This window comes from Corynebacterium sp. Marseille-P8863 (assembly GCF_946902955.1).
GTDB lineage: Bacteria > Actinomycetota > Actinomycetes > Mycobacteriales > Mycobacteriaceae > Corynebacterium > Corynebacterium gottingense.
Genome location: NZ_CAMPQC010000017.1, coordinates 1 through 16,437, shown reverse-complemented (window position 1 = coordinate 16,437; position 16,437 = coordinate 1). Strand labels below are relative to the sequence as shown.

Annotated in this window: 14 protein-coding genes; 4 read left to right on the top strand and 10 right to left on the bottom strand. The window is 64.9% G+C overall.

All coding sequences use genetic code 11. The features are described 5' to 3' along the window. Positions 1 to 85: 85 nt before the first annotated feature. On the top strand, positions 86 to 1,312 hold the full coding sequence (locus OVO38_RS10255; RefSeq protein ID WP_267208431.1) for a dicarboxylate/amino acid:cation symporter: 1,227 nt from the start codon (positions 86 to 88) through the stop codon (positions 1,310 to 1,312). Between the two features lie 45 nt (positions 1,313 to 1,357). Here the strand turns inward: OVO38_RS10255 and OVO38_RS10250 are convergent, their stop codons facing one another. From OVO38_RS10250 to OVO38_RS10210, 9 genes are all read right to left on the bottom strand, one after another. After that, positions 1,358 to 2,116, bottom strand: a complete 759-nt coding sequence (locus tag OVO38_RS10250; protein ID WP_095548016.1) for a hypothetical protein — start codon at positions 2,114 to 2,116, stop codon at positions 1,358 to 1,360. Between the two features lie 64 nt (positions 2,117 to 2,180). After that, the gene (locus OVO38_RS10245) at positions 2,181 to 2,375 is read right to left on the bottom strand and encodes a hypothetical protein (RefSeq protein ID WP_267208430.1); all 195 of its coding nucleotides are present in this window, start codon (positions 2,373 to 2,375) and stop codon (positions 2,181 to 2,183) included. Between the two features lie 954 nt (positions 2,376 to 3,329). Then, complete coding sequence (locus tag OVO38_RS10240) at positions 3,330 to 3,959, bottom strand: hypothetical protein (protein ID WP_267208429.1); 630 nt, start codon at positions 3,957 to 3,959, stop codon at positions 3,330 to 3,332. Positions 3,960 to 4,327: 368 nt separating this feature from the next. Beyond that, entirely contained in the window at positions 4,328 to 5,227 is a 900-nt protein-coding gene (locus OVO38_RS10235; protein ID WP_095537803.1) for a carbohydrate ABC transporter permease, read from the bottom strand. 4 nt (positions 5,228 to 5,231) lie between these two features. Continuing rightward, positions 5,232 to 6,077, bottom strand: coding sequence for a carbohydrate ABC transporter permease (locus tag OVO38_RS10230; RefSeq protein WP_095278628.1), 846 nt, complete (start codon positions 6,075 to 6,077; stop codon positions 5,232 to 5,234). 18 nt (positions 6,078 to 6,095) lie between these two features. Next, positions 6,096 to 7,451, bottom strand: a complete 1,356-nt coding sequence (locus OVO38_RS10225) for an ABC transporter substrate-binding protein (RefSeq protein WP_267208428.1) — start codon at positions 7,449 to 7,451, stop codon at positions 6,096 to 6,098. A gap of 100 nt (positions 7,452 to 7,551) precedes the next feature. Continuing rightward, positions 7,552 to 8,826, bottom strand: a complete 1,275-nt coding sequence (locus OVO38_RS10220) for a DUF4032 domain-containing protein (protein ID WP_416358590.1) — start codon at positions 8,824 to 8,826, stop codon at positions 7,552 to 7,554. 9 nt (positions 8,827 to 8,835) lie between these two features. After that, positions 8,836 to 9,954, bottom strand: a complete 1,119-nt coding sequence (locus OVO38_RS10215) for an ABC transporter ATP-binding protein (protein WP_267208427.1) — start codon at positions 9,952 to 9,954, stop codon at positions 8,836 to 8,838. Between the two features lie 143 nt (positions 9,955 to 10,097). Beyond that, the gene (locus OVO38_RS10210) at positions 10,098 to 11,165 is read right to left on the bottom strand and encodes an LLM class flavin-dependent oxidoreductase (RefSeq protein ID WP_267208426.1); all 1,068 of its coding nucleotides are present in this window, start codon (positions 11,163 to 11,165) and stop codon (positions 10,098 to 10,100) included. An 88-nt stretch (positions 11,166 to 11,253) separates the two neighbouring features. On the opposite strand from OVO38_RS10210, the gene OVO38_RS10205 reads away from it, so the two are divergent. The 3 genes from OVO38_RS10205 to OVO38_RS10195 all read left to right on the top strand — a co-directional run bounded on the left by OVO38_RS10205 (position 11,254) and on the right by OVO38_RS10195 (position 14,440). Beyond that, complete coding sequence (locus OVO38_RS10205) at positions 11,254 to 12,732, top strand: DUF5129 domain-containing protein (RefSeq protein ID WP_239216342.1); 1,479 nt, start codon at positions 11,254 to 11,256, stop codon at positions 12,730 to 12,732. Between the two features lie 133 nt (positions 12,733 to 12,865). Then, entirely contained in the window at positions 12,866 to 14,161 is a 1,296-nt protein-coding gene (locus OVO38_RS10200) for an inorganic phosphate transporter (protein WP_095554422.1), read from the top strand. A gap of 24 nt (positions 14,162 to 14,185) precedes the next feature. After that, positions 14,186 to 14,440 carry a hypothetical protein gene (locus OVO38_RS10195; RefSeq protein ID WP_095535566.1) on the top strand — a complete coding sequence of 85 codons (255 nt, stop codon included), beginning with the start codon at positions 14,186 to 14,188 and terminating at the stop codon, positions 14,438 to 14,440. Positions 14,441 to 14,862: 422 nt separating this feature from the next. Here OVO38_RS10195 and OVO38_RS10190 read toward each other — a convergent pair whose 3' ends face one another. Continuing rightward, positions 14,863 to 15,804 (bottom strand): acryloyl-CoA reductase, encoded by a 942-nt coding sequence (locus OVO38_RS10190; RefSeq protein WP_122085984.1) that lies wholly within the window; start codon positions 15,802 to 15,804, stop codon positions 14,863 to 14,865. Positions 15,805 to 16,437 lie beyond the last annotated feature (633 nt).

The window sequence follows — 16,437 nt, the reverse complement described above, 5'->3', positions numbered from 1 at the left end:
TTCAACGGACAGGCACAACGCCCTGTCCGTTCCCTGTACATCTTCGGGTCCGTCCACGGTCCCGTGACTGCAAAAGGTTCCAACCATGAAATCGAACGTTTTGAAGTCATTGCTGTTCTGGGTTGTCGTGGCAATTATCCTCGGCTTCCTGTGCAGCTTTGTCTTCCCCGACTGGCTGGCACGCGTTTTTGTCACGTTCAACGGCCTGTTTTCCAACTTCCTCGGATTCTTCGTCCCCGTCCTGATCTTCGCGCTGATCGCGCCCGCCATCGCGGGTCTCGGCCGCGGCGCCGGGAAGTGGCTCGGCCTTACCGCCGGGGTGGCGTACAGTTCCACCATCATTTCCGGCCTGATTGCGTGGGGCACGGCCACCGTGGTCTACCCGCACCTGCTCAAGGGATCCGAGCTGATTACCAACGTGGACGACCCGGAGGCCGGCGGGCTCAGCCCCTACTTCGAGGTGGAGATGCCGGCGCCGTTCGAGGTCATGTCGGCGCTGCTGCTCGCGTTCATCATCGGCATCGCCATGACGCAGGTGAAATCCACCGCCATGTATGAGGTGCTTGACGAGCTCAACGGCGTCATCATGAAGATTGTGAAGGGCTTCGTCGTGCCGCTGCTGCCGCTCTTCATCTTCGGCACCTTCCTCAACCTGGGGATGAACGAGAACTTCGGCTCCACCATGGCGGCGTTCGGCAGCGTCCTCGTCCTCTCCATCCTGATGACGCTGATCATCCTCGCGCTGCAGTACCTGGCCGCCGGCGCCATCGCGGGCCGCAACCCCTTCGTGGCGATGAAGAACATGATGCCCGCCTACTTCACCGCGCTGGGCACCTCCTCGTCGGCCGCGACGATCCCGGTGACCTACAATTCGACGCTGAAGAACAAGGTCGACGAGGACGTCGCCGGCTTCATCGTCCCCCTCTGCGCCACGATCCATCTGTCTGGCTCGATGATGAAGATCATGCTCTACGCCCTGGCGGTCGTGTTTATGGGCGGCCTTGACGTCACCCCCGGCCAGGTCATCGGCTTCATCTTCCTGCTCGGCATCATGATGATCGCCGCGCCAGGCGTCCCGGGCGGCGCAATCATGGCCGCCGTCGGCCTCCTGCAGGCCAACCTCGGCTTCGACGAATCCATGGTCTCGCTGATGATCGCCGCGTACATCGTCGTCGACTCCTTCGGCACCGCCGCCAACGTCACCGGCGACGGCGCGATCGCCATGGTGATCAACAAGTTCGCCCACGGCAAGATCAAGGGGCAATCGCCTGACGACGCCACCGTGACCCCCTCCCCCGCCGCAAACTCCTAGCCGCTGGGCCGCTGGGTCGCTTTTTTGGGGGGCGGGCCGTGGTCGCTACAGCGCGCTGGGGTGGGCGAACGCGGTGCGCTGGCCCTTCGTCCCCGCGACGTTTTCGGACAGCGAGGAGTTCACCCCGATAAAGCCCTTGCCGGGGATCCACGCCGGGCCGCCCGAGTCACCCGGGCGCAGGCCGCGGTGGAAGGCGTAGGTGGTGTCGCCGTTGACCTTGTCCACCGAGCCGCAGTACACCTGCTGGCTCTTCGCACCGACGGCGCACACCTGGTCGCCCGGCTGCACCTCCCAGATCGGCGCGACACGATCGCCCGTAAACGAGTTCGCCCCCGGGACGACTCCGGGGATGAAGCGGATGCGGGCGACGTCGGCAAGCGGCCCCTTCGAGGCGAACTGCAGCGCCGCCGGGAAGAACTGCGCCAGGTAGCTGAGCGGGATGTCCAGCGCCGGCAGCAGGTGATGCGAGTTCTCGTAGTAGCCAATGACCTGGTTGTTCGCGTTAAGCACGGGCTCGCCGGCGAAGCCGCAGTGCCCGGCCGTGTAGCCGACCCCCGCGCCCCGATCGACGTACCCGAGCGTGCAGTCGTCCAGCCACATGCCGTGGAAGACGCTGATCAGGTCCCCCTGGTTCACCACGGTGCCCGCGGGCGCGTTGAAACCGAGCGCACCGCTCGCCGCGGATGAACCCATTGTGCTATTCGGCGGCAGCGCCGCGGCGTTCGCAGTTGTGGTGGTCGCTCCGGTGCCCGCGCCAACGAGCGCGAGACCCGCTGCGACCAGGCTGGCTATTTTCTTCTTCATTGCCCCAACTTTATCCGGTGCGCTGGAAGGACGCTCGGTTGCGTGTGTGGTTGCGGCTCCGTTCCTATAGCGCCCGCGGGTGCGCGAACGCCTCCCGGTACCCCTCGGTGCCGGCGATGTTGCTGGACCCGCCGCTGTTCACGCCGACGAACCCCTTCCCCGGGATCCACGCGGGACCGCCCGAGTCGCCCGGGATCAAACCGTGCTGGAACGCGTAGGTGGTGTCGCCGCTGACCTTGTCCACCGAGCCGCAGACCACGCGCTACGACCCCGGGGTTGAATCTGATCCGCGCGACATCGGCAAGCATGCCCCGAGACACTTGCGGCATGAGCGACGGCACGACGTCCGCTGCGTACGCCAACGGGATGTTCAGGTTCATGGAGAGCCCGTTCGATGCCTCGAAATGGCCGATGATCTGGTAATTCGCGTTGAGCACCGGCTCGCCGGGGAGCCCGCAATGCCCGGCCGTGTAGCCGACGCCCGCGTGCGGATCGACGTATCCAAGCGTGCGGTTGAAATCCCACAGGAGCCGTTGCACTCGGATACGGTCGCCTTTCTTCACGACGGTCCCCTGCGTCGCATTCGCCCCGAGCATCCCACTGATCGTGGACGAACCCGCGGTGGCGCCCGGCGGCAACGAGGATGCATCCGCGGTTCTTGCGCTGGTGCCGACGCCGGTTCCGGCGAGCATGAGCGCTGCCGCGGCGATGCTGGCTGTGTGCTTCTTCATGACAGCCTCCGTTTTTAAGGCTCATTCTGTTCTGGGGCGGCGCTGCTGCGATACGTTTTCGTCGCCAGGTGTGAGGTGTTGGCGGGGCGCGGCCTCACTCATGTTTTCACTACCGTCACTCATCTCCTCACTACTGTCAGTGTGGTTCTCACTATCGTCACTCATGTTCATTGAGAGAGCGCTGGACCGAGAATGTGCACGTAAAAACCTTGCCAAGAGGTCGTTTTCAAATCCTCACTACTGTCACTCACTCCGTCACTCATGTCAGTGAGGCTGCTCGAAAGATTGCACATCGTGAACGGCGACAACGTTCCAATTTCGAGCCCCCTTTCTCTAAGGACCATTCCTTCTACTCCCTCTTGTCCTTGACGCATTCGCCGCAATGCTCCGACGAAGATGGCGCGTCCTCTGCCGCGAAAGCAGAGGCGACGGTCATCGTCAGGGCGGTACAGGCCGTCGAACCTGCAAGCACCAAGATCCAGCTACTCCCCCAGCGTCTGCCCGAGCGGCTGCGCGAGCACCAGTCGGATGACGTACACGCACAGGGCGGGCACGACGAAAAACACTGCGGGTACGGCAAAAACCAGGGGTAGGAATCGCACGAGCGAGACCCCCATCCACAGCACCGCGAGGGCGCCGAGCGTGTGCATGAGGTGCTTGAAGGTCATTACGACCGCGAGTGAGAAGGGGGATGCGGTGGCGTCGATAGGCGAAGGCAACGATTCGAGCGCGAAGAACCACACGGAGATCCCGGCGAGCACCATCGCGCCGGACAGCGCGAGCGCCTGGAGCGCGAAGAGCGCGGCGCCGTCGATGCCGGCCTGGAAGAGGACCCACTGCTCGTAGACGAGGACGACGGCGGCGGCGAGCAGCACCAGCCACCACAGCGTGGCGGGGCGCGCTTGTGTGCGGAACTCCCTCAGGTATTGCAACGCATACCGCGAACCGAGGCCCTGGATCATGTCGCCGACGACGACGTTTGCGGCGCGGAGCGCGGCGCCGCCGGTGACGATGGGCAAGCTCGACAGGATCATGAGCATGTTGAGAATGACAATGTCCGCCATCAGCGTGAAGGCGGACATGAAACGCGAGTCCGGGTTAAACATGTTCACCCGGACCAGCGTAGTTGGTGGCGGCGGACCAGTCAGGCGCGGATGGCCGCGGATTGGCGGGGCGGCGGCTGGGGCTGACTGGCGGGCGGTCTAGATGGAGCTAGCTCCGTTTGGCCCGGCCGACCATCTAAAACACCTGGTCGCAAACCGCGGCCTACTGCAAATGGAGCTAGCTCCGTTTGGCTCCCGCCACCACCCAAAACCCCTGGTCGCGCTCCGGCAGCGACCGCAAATGGAGCTAGCTCCATCTGGACCCGCCCTGCGCGAGAACCCCCCCACCAACAGCAAAGGCGCCGGGACCGAAACCGATCCCGACGCCAACAACCAGCCAAGCCAGCCAACAACCAGCCAAGCCAGCCGAACCAGACCTACCCCTTCACCGCACCGGCGGCGACGCCTTCGACGATGTGCTTCTGCGCGGCCATGTAGAAGATGATGATCGGCAGGATCGCCAGCACGAGCATGGCCATCATGGCGCCGAGGTCGCGGTCGCCCTGGGAGCCGATGAACTGCTGGATCACGACCGGGATCGTGCGGTACGGCGTGGACAGGCCGACGACCAGGTACGGCAGGAGGTAGTCGTTCCAGATCCACATGGCGTTGAGGATTGCCACGGTGATCGCGGTCGGCTTGAGCATCGGCATGACGACGCGGAAGAAAGTGGAGATGGGCGAGCAGCCGTCGATGGTCGCTGCTTCCTCAATTTCCAGCGGGATCGACTTGATGAAGCCGGAGAACATGAACACGGACAGTCCGGCGCCGAAGCCCATGTACAGCACGACCATGCCCAGCGGGTTGGCCAGGCCGAGGCGGTCGGCGATGACCACGGTGGGGAACATGACCATCTGGAACGGGATGACCATGGAGAACACGAACAGGTAGTACAGCGCGCTGGTCCACCACGTCTTCACGCGCGTGATGTAGTACGCGGTCATGGAGGAGAAGAATACGATGGCCACGACGGACAGGATCGTGATCACGAAGGACCACACGATCGCCCAGCCGAAGCCTTCGCCTTGCACGCCGGTGATGTAGTTGCTCAGGCCCGCCCACAGCTCGCCAACCGGCAGCGCGAAGGGGTTGGTGGAGATGGCGAAGCGGTCCTTGAAGGAGTTGAGCAGGATGAACAGGATGGGCCCGAGGAACACGATGGTGAGGAAGATCAGCACCGCGTAGATCAGCGTTTTCGCCCCGCCGGAGACCTTGGCCTCGCTGGCGGCTTTTTGCTTATCGACGCCCCGCTGTCCCTTACTTACTTTCGTTGTCATTGTCCTATGCCTCCACTTCCCTGCTGCGGGTGGCGCGCAGCTGAAACATTGCGATCACAACCACGACGACGACGAAGATCACGGCCTTCGCCTGGCCGACGCCCTCGGCGCCGACGCGGTTGAACATGGTGTTGACGATGTTAAGGGCGACCATTTCGGTCTCTTGCCCGGGCGCTCCGTCGGTAAGCGCGAGGTTCTGGTCGAACAGCTTGAACGTGTTCGACAGCGTGAGGAACAGGCAGATGGTGATGGACGGCATCATCATCGGGATGGTGACGTGCCGCAGCATCTCCCACTTGCTCACGCCGTCCAGCTCGGCGGCCTCGATGAGCTCCGGCGGCACGTTCTGCAGGCCGGCGATGTAGATGATCATCATGTAGCCGATGAGCTGCCAGTTCATCAGGATGACCAGGCCGGCGTAACCGAACTTGCTGTCGGCGGCGATGGTGGTGTCGTAGTGGGCCAGCACCGCGTTGATCATGGACTGCCACGTGTAGCCGAGCACGATGCCGCCGATCAGGTTCGGCATGAAGAACACCGTGCGGAAGAAGTTGGTGCCCTTGAGTTTGCGTGTCAGCGTCCACGCGATGGCGAACGCGATCACGTTGACGGTGATGATGGACACGATCGCCACGGCTATGGTGAAGCCGAAGGCGTGGACGAATCCTTCGCGTTCCTCGAAGACGCGGCCGTAGTTCTCCAGGCCGACCCAGTGGGCGTCGGTAATCGTGGTGAACTTGGTAAACGAGAGGAAGAAGCCGATCACAAACGGGACCAGGAACGCGATGGCGAAGGCCAGCAGGGTCGGCAGGACGAAGACGGGGAAATACTTTTTCAGTGATGCTTGCATGGTGGTGTGCTCCTCTCCCTAGTCCAGCAGGGCAATCTGGTTGGCCATCTCGTACTCCCAGTCCTCTTTGAGCTTGGCCACCACGTCGTCCCAGCTCATGTTGCCAATCGCGTACTGGGCCAGGTTCTGGCCGTACAGGTCACGGAACTGCTGGTTGGGGCTGAACTGGAAGTCCCACGGGATGGTCTCGGAGTCCTCGTCCGTCAGCGCCGCCTGCACCTGGTGCGCCAGCGGGTCGTCCGGCACGTCCTCGGGGCCGTAGTTCTTAAACGGGGCGATGAAGGAGAGGTCGTTGACTACGTGCTGCTTGCCCTGATCAGAGAGGAACAGCCAGTTGAGGAAGTCGCGCGTGGCCTGCTGGTCTTCCTCGCTAGCCTTGTTGTTCACGGCCATGTAGGCCTCCGTACCAATGTTCAGGCCCACGTTCTCCTCGTTGGGCAGGCCCATGTAGATGGGCATGAACTTGATCTTGTCCTCTTTGACAGCGGTCGAGCCTTCGCCGCCAATCTGGCTCCAGGCCCAGCTGCCGTTTTGCACCATGGCGGCCTTGCCGGTGGCGAATTCCGCCATGGAGTCGCTGGTGGAGCGCGACGCAGCCAGCGCGGGCTTGGTGGTCGAGTTGTTCAGGTATAGGTCCAGCATTTGCTTGTACTGGTCGCCGTAGATGAAGTCGATGGTGGGCATCTCGGTGAATTCGGTGATGCCGCGGTCCTGGATCTCGTAGTGGTACGGGCCGTTCATCAGGTGGTTGGTCCAGCGCCACTCCTCGCCGGCGATGAGGCTGGTCACCGCGAACGCGCCGTCGATACCCAGCTCCTCCTTCTTGGCCTGCATGTCCTCGGCGACCGCCTTGAGCGCGCCGAAGTTGTTCACCTCGTCCATGGAGGCCACGGCGGGGTTGGGCAGGGCGAAGTACCGGTCGAAGATCTCCTCGTTGTAGAGGATGCCGAACCCTTCCAGGGCGTAGGGGACGGCGCGGACGGCGCCGTCTTTGTCGGTGATCGGCTGCGCGTCGTCGTTAAGCTCTTGCACGACCTCGTAATCGGAGAGGTCGGCCAGGTAGTCCTTCCAGATGCCGTAGCCCTCCTGGCCGTTGACCTGGAACAGGGTCGGCGCGTTGCTCTTCGCCATCTCGGCCTTGAGCGTTTGCATGTAGGAGCCGGAGGCGGCGGTGACCACCTTGACCGGAATGCCGGTTTCCTCCGTATACTCCGCGGCGATCGTCTTGAATTGCTCGGCCTGCTCGGGCTTGAAGTTGAGGTAGTACACACTCGGCCCGTTGTCAGTTCCGCACGCAACCAAGCTTATCGACGCCACCATCACCGTCGCCACGGTCGCCAGCACTCGGCGAGCCGCGCGGGTTGTCGTACTCATCGGCGGTCCTTCGCTTTTAGGTTGTTCCGTACCTTTTTAAGATTAGGACCGCCTGGCAGGACCAACAATGTCTTCCATACATAACACCTATACGGTGGTCTTAGCTGGTACTATCATCCTCACTCTCCGCGGGTTGGGGGTAATCCGGGGGTAAACTTAAACGTTGCCTGTAGACCATCGCCTCGTCCCGGTGCCCCGGAAGGACCCCCTGGAAGTAGGACTCTGCTGCCTGCATGAGCGGGACGAACCGGTGCTCGTTCTGGCTGAGGAACCAGCGGTGGTCCAGGATCTCGTGGAAGATCTGCGCGGGCTCCAGCTTCTCCCGCAACGGCTCGGGCGTGAGCGCCACCACCGGTTCGTACTCGCGCACCATCCACCGGTGCGCCACCGCCTCCAGCGGCAGCTTCCCGCCGTAGCGCACGGCGCGGTACACCTCCATCTCCCCCAGCAGGCGCTGCGCCTGCCGATCCTGCACGTGCAGGCCGGTGAGCTGCAGCAGCTTCTTCTGGTAGAAGCCGGTGGAGAACACGGCCGGCTCGATGATGATGCGGTAGCGGTTGCCGTCGTTTTCAATCTCCATTTCGCCCACGTCGAAGCCGAGCTCGTTGACGGCGGCGACGCGCTTCGCAATCGCGTCGAACGCGTCGCCTTCCACCACGAGCTCCCCGGTAACCAGGTCCCACAGCTCCAAGTAGACGGCTTCGATGGCGTTGCCGAGCGCGATGACGTCGGCGTCCGGGTCGATGAGCTCGGCGGCCTGGAGATCCATGAGCTCGCCGATGATGTTGACGCGGGCCACGTCGACGTCGTAAAGCCTGCGGCCCTTTGAGAGCGGCTCGTGGAACTCGCCGGTCTCCGCGTCGACCAGGTAGGCCGAGAACTGGTCCGCATCGCGGCGAAACAGCGTGTTGGACAGTGAAACATCGCCCCAGTAGAAGCCGAGCAGGTGCAGGCGCACCAGCAGCACCGCCAGGGCGCGGACCAGTTTGGACACCACCTCTGCCGCCGGCGTGCGCGAGAAGACGTCACGGTACGGCAGCGAGAAGCGGAGGTGCTGCGTGACCAGGCAGGGGGTCAGCTCCTCGCCGACGGCGTCCCGGCGGTGGCTGATCACCGCGACCGGCACGACGCACGGCGCGCCGAGCTCTTGCAGGCGGCGCAGGTTTCTGTACTCGTGGTAGGCCACGCGCTCGCCAATCTCCTTGACCGCGAAGGTCAGCCCATCCGCCTCGATGAGGCGCACCGTGTGGCGCGAGATGCCACGCGGCAGGGCAGCGAGAAGGTCCGTGCTCCACCCTTCAAGCGGGGTGGACCACGGCATCTTCAGCAGTGTGGGCGCGAAGGTTGGCGAGAGAACGCTGAGTTTCTCTTGCACGCGCGGGCCTTAAATGCGCTGGCCGGTGGCCTTGGAGAAGGCGTGCAGGCCGCCCTCCGCAATCTGCGCGTGGACCACGTCGCCCTCGCGCACGCCGGACAGCGGCGCCGTGCGCACCACGATCTGGCCCGAGGTCTCCTCCTGCAGGCCCTCTTCCTTCCAGCCGCCTCCGGCGAGGTGGCCGTAGAGGTAGGAGTCGGAGCCCAGCTCCTCCACAAAGTCGATCTCTACCGGGATGGAGTGCTCCGCGTTCTCCACCAGCGTCAGCGCCTCGGGGCGGAAACCCAGGATGATCTGGCCGCCGTCCGCCTCGGTGACGGCGGAGCTGACCTCCTGCGGCAGCGGGATGGACGCCTGGCCCAGGCGCGCGACGCCCTGCGCGTCCACATCAAAGGTGGACAGGTTCATCGCCGGGGAGCCGATGAAGCCGGCCACGAACACGTTGTTCGGGTGATCGTACAGCTCGCGCGGGGTGCCCACCTGCTGCAGCACGCCGAAGTTCAGCACCGCGATCCGGTCGCCCATGGTGAGGGCCTCGGTCTGGTCGTGGGTGACGTACAGAGTGGTGACCTTCATGCGGCGCTGCAGGTTGGCAATCTGCGTACGGGTCTGCACGCGGAGCTTCGCGTCCAGGTTGGACAGCGGCTCATCCATGAGGAACACCTGCGGCTCGCGCACGATGGCGCGGCCCATGGCCACGCGCTGGCGCTGGCCGCCCGACAGCGCCTTCGGCTTGCGGTCCAGGTACTGGGTGAGGTCCAGCGTCTTCGCCGCCTCTTCCACGCGGCGGTTGATCTCGTCCTTGTCCTGACCCGCGATCTTCAGCGCAAAGCCCATGTTCTCGCGCACGGTCATGTGCGGGTACAGCGCGTAGTTCTGGAACACCATCGCAATGTCGCGCTCCTTCGGGCTGACGTTGGTGACGTCGCGGTCCCCGATCAAAATGCGCCCGTCGTTCGTGTCCTCCAGCCCGGCGAGCATGCGCAGGGCGGTCGACTTGCCCGAGCCGGACGGGCCGACAAGAACGAGGAACTCGCCGTCGGCGATCTCCAGGTCGAGCTTGTCCACGCTGGGTTTGTCCGCGCCGGGGTAGATGCGGGTTGCCTTGTCATAGGTCACTGAAGCCATGGTGTCCTCCATCGGCAGGTACGTGCCGAACGATCCGTAGTGGGGAAAATTGGTCGCCCACAAGGTTACCCCCGAAACGGACGGGGGTGGGGCATGGTTACCCGCGCGGGTGTGGGATCAGCTGGCTTCTTGCGCGCAGAGGGTTAGTCGATGGGGTAGCCGGTGACCGGGCCTTGCGCGTTCGGCCGCCAGCCGAGCGCTGGGGCGACGTGGGTGGCAAAGTTCTGCAGAATCTTCACGTTCACGTCCACCCCCATCCCGGTGGGGATGGTGAGCAGCAGGGTGTCGGCAGCCATGACGGCCGGGTCGGCCTTGAGCTGCTCAATGAGTGTGTCTGGCTCTGCGGCGTAGGTGCGGCCGAAGGTTGTCGTGCCCACGTCCGGCAGCGCGCCCACCTGGTCGGTGCCGGAGGCCTGCATTCCGAACCGCTGCATGTCCGCGCCATCGACGATGGGGAAGATCGAGCGGGAGACGGACACGCGGGGTGTCCAGTCGTGGCCCGCTTCCTTCCACGCGGCGCGGTAGCGGCTGATCTGGTCGGCCTGGATTTCTCCCAGGGTGTGCGCGGTGGTCTCTGAAACCAGGGTGGAAGACATGAGGTTCAGCCCGTCCTTCGCGGTCTGCTCCGCGGACGTATGCGTGCCCGAGCCGTAAAAGATGTGCTTGCGCAGCTCCGGCGCCGTGGGGAAGACGGGCAGGGCGGAGCCGGGCTGGAACATGTTGGGGTACTGCTTGTCCAGCGGTGCGGCGGTGGCGAAGCCCTTGCCGTCCACCGCGGCCATAAACGCCTCGAGGTGGCGGCGCGCCACATCCGCGCCGTTTGGTGCGTCGCCTTTGTAACCGAATGTTTCCCAGCCGCGCTCGGCGACTTCGGGGGCACCGCGGGAGACGCCGAGGGCCACGCGCCCACCGGAGAGCTGGTACAGGGAAGCGGCCTCTTCGGCGAGGTAGAGCGGGTTTTCGTAGCGCATGTCAATCACGCCCGTGCCCACCTCGATGCGCTTGGTGGTGGCCGCGACGGCCCCGAGCAGCGGCATCGGCGCCGAGGCCTGCGGTACGAAGTGGTGCACGCGGAAGGAGGCGTTGTTCACCCCGATGTCGTCCGCCGCCTGGGCGACCTCCAGGTGAATCTGCGCGATCTTCTCTGCGGATGGGCCGCGCTGGCCGCCGAAGGCGTAGTGCCCGAAGCTTAGGAAGCCGAATGCTTTCATGGTTCACACTCCTCCGTGGTGACGTATCAACAAAACATGATAGCGGTCCGTCCGGTCACGCTCCCATCGGCTCGCTATGCTTTGGTCTATGGCTACGAACCCCCACGCACGTAACACTCCCGAGAACATCGTGCCCGCGAAGGGCTCCGGCCTGAAGGACTGGGCGGTCGTGCTCGGTGCGACGGCGCTGCTCGCGGTGGGTGGCGGCGTGGCCAGTTTCGCCACGGCCGACGTCCCCGACGCTGCCGAGTTCGCCGTGCCCACCCAAACCAACGCTGCGAACCTGGTGGTCTCGGACCCGCAGGACATCGTGAGTGCTGACGACGAGGCCCAGATGCAGCGCGACGCGGAGCGCCTTCCCCACCCCGACACGGTGCAGACGGTCCACTACATCTACCTCTCCGAGGGCCGCGACAACGTCAACGATTCGGTGGAGAACTTCCTGCGAGACAACTTCCCTGACGAGATTGGCAACGACACCTTCGCCGACGGCGTACTCATACTCGGCGCGGACATGGAGTCGCGCAACCACTTCGTCTTCGCAGGCGGGGACGTTGCCGACCAGCTGAAGCTGCGCAAAGGCCAGCGCCTCGAATCAGTGCTGGAGGAGATGAAGCCGGGGCTGCGCGACAACAACCTGCCCGCGGCCGTGTTCGCCGGCGCGAACCTGGCCATGGACGGGGAAAAGGCCGAGCAGTGGGGCGTCAATGATGCAGAGGGTGGCCGCGTCGGCCGGACGGTCGCGGGGGCCGGCATCCCGGCGGGCGCGAGCCTGCTGGGCGGGACGATCGTGGCGGAGCGGAGGCGGAAGCGTCGAAAAGCGATCAACCAGGCGCGGGAAGACCACGCGCTGCTGGCGACTGAATACACGGGTCTGAGCCAGCGGCTGGACGAGCTGGACGTCCGCGCGAACTCGGTGTCCTCGGCCTTCGCCAACGCCGAGATGCGCGACGAGTGGGTCGAGGTGCGCGACCGCTTCCTCGCGCTGCACGACGTGACGCAGCGCAACAGCGTGGCCACCGACGAGCAGGCCTACGACAGCGCGAAGAACCTGCGCGAGGCGGCGCAGACCTTCGAGGACGCCGGCCACGCCGAGGACAACATCAACCGGCTCTTCGAGGTGGAGCGCGGCGACGGCCCGGCCCGCCGCAACCTGCTCACGGACATCCGCGAGGACATCGTCCGCGCCCGCTACGAGGTCAAGGACGAGACGCTGCGCGGCGACCTCGCCCGGCTGCAGGAACGCGTCGACGCCCTCGACGCCGCCCCGGAGGCGCCCGACTTCCTCGACCGCTTCGTCCGCCTGCTCAGCGATTACCGCCTGCTTCTCGACGAAGTCAAGCGCCGCGAGTTCAGCGACGTGAAGGAATACAAGGAGCTCGAGCGCCCGACGCTGACGGACCCGGGCTACGTCTACTCCGGCTACGTGCCGTACGTGGCGATGTCCTCGTGGCACCACGACAACGTGCAGGCGGCGCAGGACGCGGAGTCGAGCAGCTCCGGCGGCGGGGTCAACACAGGCTTCAGTTCCGGGTTCTCCGGAGCGGGCGGGTCGAGCTCGTTCTAGGGTCGGCGAAGTTGTGGTCGGGGCCACAACTCGGCGGTGTATGGCAAACGTCGGGAAACGGATAGTTTACCTTTAAATGAATTCTTGCTTTTAGTATCGACAGCGTTACATAAGAGGCGCATACTTCCTACCCGTGAGTATTACGATCCTGCTTGTCCTCATCATCGTCGTTGCTCTGTTCTTCGACTTCACTAACGGCTTCCACGACACTGCAAACGCGATGGCAACGTCCATCGCTACCGGCGCGCTGACACCCAAGGTGGCTGTCGCACTCGCCGGTGTCCTCAACCTCATCGGCGCGTTCCTCTCGGTCGCGGTGGCGAAGACGGTTGCGGGCGGCATCGTGGAGCTCGACGTGTTCGACCTGAGCAACCCAATTGACTCTGAAAGGCTCCTCCTTGTCGTCTTCGCCGGTCTCGGCGGCGGCATCATGTGGAACCTGTTCACCTGGCTCTTCGGCATCCCGTCCTCCTCCTCGCACGCCCTGTTCGGCGGCCTGATCGGCGCGGCCATCGCCGCCATCGGCTTCGACGGCGTCGTCTGGGTCGGTGTGCTGAACAAGATCATCATCCCGGCGCTCGCCGCGCCGTTCGTCGCTGGCCTGGTTGCCCTGATTGGTACCTGGCTGGTCTACCGCATTACCAACCACTCCGAGAAGGAGCACCGCGACCGCTACTTCCGCTGGGGCCAGATCGGCTCCGCCTCCCTGGTCGCGCTCGCGCACGGTACCTCCGACGCGCAGAAGACCATGGGCGTGATCTTCCTCGCCATGGTCGCCGCCGGCCAGTTCGACTCCGACCACCCGATGCCGTTCTGGATTCAGCTGGCGTGTGCGCTGGCCATCGCGATCGGCACCTACTCCGGCGGCTTCCGCGTCATCCGCACCCTGGGCAAGGGCCTCGTTGAGATCCACCCGCCGCAGGGCATGGCCGCTGAGACCTCCTCCGCCGCCATCATCCTCACCTCCTCCCACCTGGGCATGGCGCTGTCCACCACCCACGTGGCCACCGGCTCCATCATGGGCTCCGGCCTGACCGGCCCGAAGGGCGAGGTCCGCTGGTCCGTCGCCGGCCGCATGGCCCTGGCCTGGATCACCACCCTGCCGGTCGCGGCGTTCGTCTCTTTTGTCATCTGGTGGATCGGCAACGGCGCCGCTTCCGCGGGCAGCGACCTGGTGTGGGGCGGCGTCGCCATCGCCCTCATCATTGCCCTGGGCGGCGGCTACATGTTCTACCGCGCCTCCAAGGCTCCGGTGCACAAGGACAACGTCAACGAGGACTGGGACGAGGACGGCGGCGCCCTCGGCACCTCCGCCGACAAGGCTGACAAGAAGGTCTACGGCGAGCCGGCCGACTTCGTTGACACCAGCGCTGGCCTGGCGGGCGCAACCGCAACCCGCACCGCTGTCAACAACAAGCACCGCAAGTAAGCGCGACCAGAAAGGATTATCACCATGGAACTCATCAAATCTCTCTTCCTGGTCACCGCAGTTGGCATCCTGCTCGGTGCCGGCCTGCCGACCCTCTTCTCCCTGAGCATCCACTTCCTCTCCCCCACCGACGACGGCACCCCGGTGTCCGGCGGCAAGAAGGCTATCGCCTGGTTCTTCATGGCGCTGGTGCTCATCGCCGTGGTGGCGGCGCTCCTGCTCATCGCCCGCGAGCGCATCGAGTACATCTCGGGCTGGGACCCCTACCCGTTCCTCTAACGCTCCCTCTCACGCGCTGAGCGAAACCGCGCCGGGCCTTTTTGGTCCGGCGCTTTTTTCGTGTCTACGCTGCGGGTTTATCGATTATGGTGGGTGCGCGTAGATGGTGGGTGTTGACAAACCATTTACTGGAACCTAGGGTTTCTCGAATATGAACGGAAGGTAAACACGCCTTCCGCCAAGAGGAAAGGAGGTGAACCCGTATGAAGTTCCTGAAACGCTTCCGCGCGTGGTTCCGTGACGAGGAGCGGGGCATCCCCCCGCACACCGAAGTCTCCCCCATCGACGTCCTGACACCCGTGCGCACCGACGCCTAAAGGCTGTTTCATATCGGGGGATGAGAAAGCCGCCGGTCCAGCGCAGTGCTGGTCCCGGCGGCTTTCGCCATGTGCGGCGCCAGAGCACGGCGCTGCGGTCCGGCGCTAGAGCTCGACGACCGTGCGGCCGCTGTGCTCGCCGGCGAGGATGCGGCGGCCCATCTCGGCGACGTCGTCCAGCCCGATCGTCTCGGTGCGGATCGTGGCGAGGTCGAGGGATTCGTCGAGGAGCTGCCATGCGGCGTCGCGAAGTACATTCGGCGTATCCACCGAGTTGATGCCCACGAGCTGCACGCCGCGCAGGATGAACGGCAGCACGCTGGCGGGCAGGTCGTTGCCGGCGGCCATGCCGCACGCAGTGGCCACGCCGCCCCAGCGCAGCTGCGCGAGCGCGTTGGCCAGGATCGTCGAGCCGACCGTGTCCACCACGCCGCCGAGGCGCGCCTTCTGCAGCGGCTTGCCCGCGTCGGCGAACTCGGCGCGGTCCAGCACCTCGCTCGCGCCCAGCTCGCGCAGCCAGTCGCCATGCTTATCGACGCGCCCCGTCAACGCCCACACCTCGTGGCCGCGAGCAGCCAGCAGCTGCACCGCGATGGAGCCCACGCCGCCGGTCGCGCCCGTGACCAGCACCGGACCCTCGGCGGTGTCCTCGTACAGGGCCCGCTCGAACCCCGCCACCGACAGCGCAGCCGTGTAGCCGGCGGTGCCGATCGCGGCCGCGTCCGCCGCGCTGAAGCGCTCCGGCACGCGGACCACGTGGGTGGAGTCAATGCGCAGCTGCGGCGTGTATCCGCCGTGGCGGCGCTCGCCGATGCCGCGGCCGTTGACGGTGACCAGCGTGCCGTCGTCAAGCGTGCCCACCGCGTCAATGCCCGGCACTGTGGGCAGGTGGCGCAGGACGCCGCGGTTGCCGCTCAGTGCCATCGCGTCCTTGTAGTTGATGGACGAGTGGCTGACGTGAATCAGCGTGTCGCCTTTGCCCGCGAACTCGTCGCGCGTCTCGACGATCTCCGGCCCTTGCTCTGTAACAATCAGCGTGCGTGTCATGCGGGCAAGTATACGGAGGTTTGACGCCTCGCCGCCTAAGTTGATGGGAGCGCGCAGATAGTGGGTGTTGACAAACGATTCCCGGTAACTTAAAGTTACCCCCGCATGAACGGAAGGTTAACAGCCTTTCGCTGACACGGAAGGAGGTGAGCTTGTGAAGGCTCTCATTGAAGGACTGCACAAGTGGTTCCGCTCGGAGGATCGTGGCATTGCCACGCTTTTCGACGCCACCCCCATCGCCGTCCTCCCGCGCGCCTAGGTTGCGCGGCGTTCGCGTCGGCGCTTGCGCTGGTGCGAATCCGGCCGCGAAAACCGGCCCCGCGGGCACGGCGATCGTGCAGAATGTAACTACGTAAGTGCGGCGGGCCCGCCCTGGAACGGAAGCCAGGGCGGGCCCGCTTTCGCGTGCGCGGGGGCGCCGGTGCCGTGTTTCGCCGCCCCGACCGCCCTCAAAACAGCCCCGGCCCGTCCCGAAACCACCCCGACCCGCCCCAAAACCACAGATACCGATAGTAAGACCCCGTTTTCGCCCCCCTGGAGCGCATTATCGGTGTCTTACTATCGGTATCTAGCTGGGCGGTGGCCGCCCGGTATCCGCAAAGGCCCGGACTCCAGCCCCACCAGCCCCAAAAG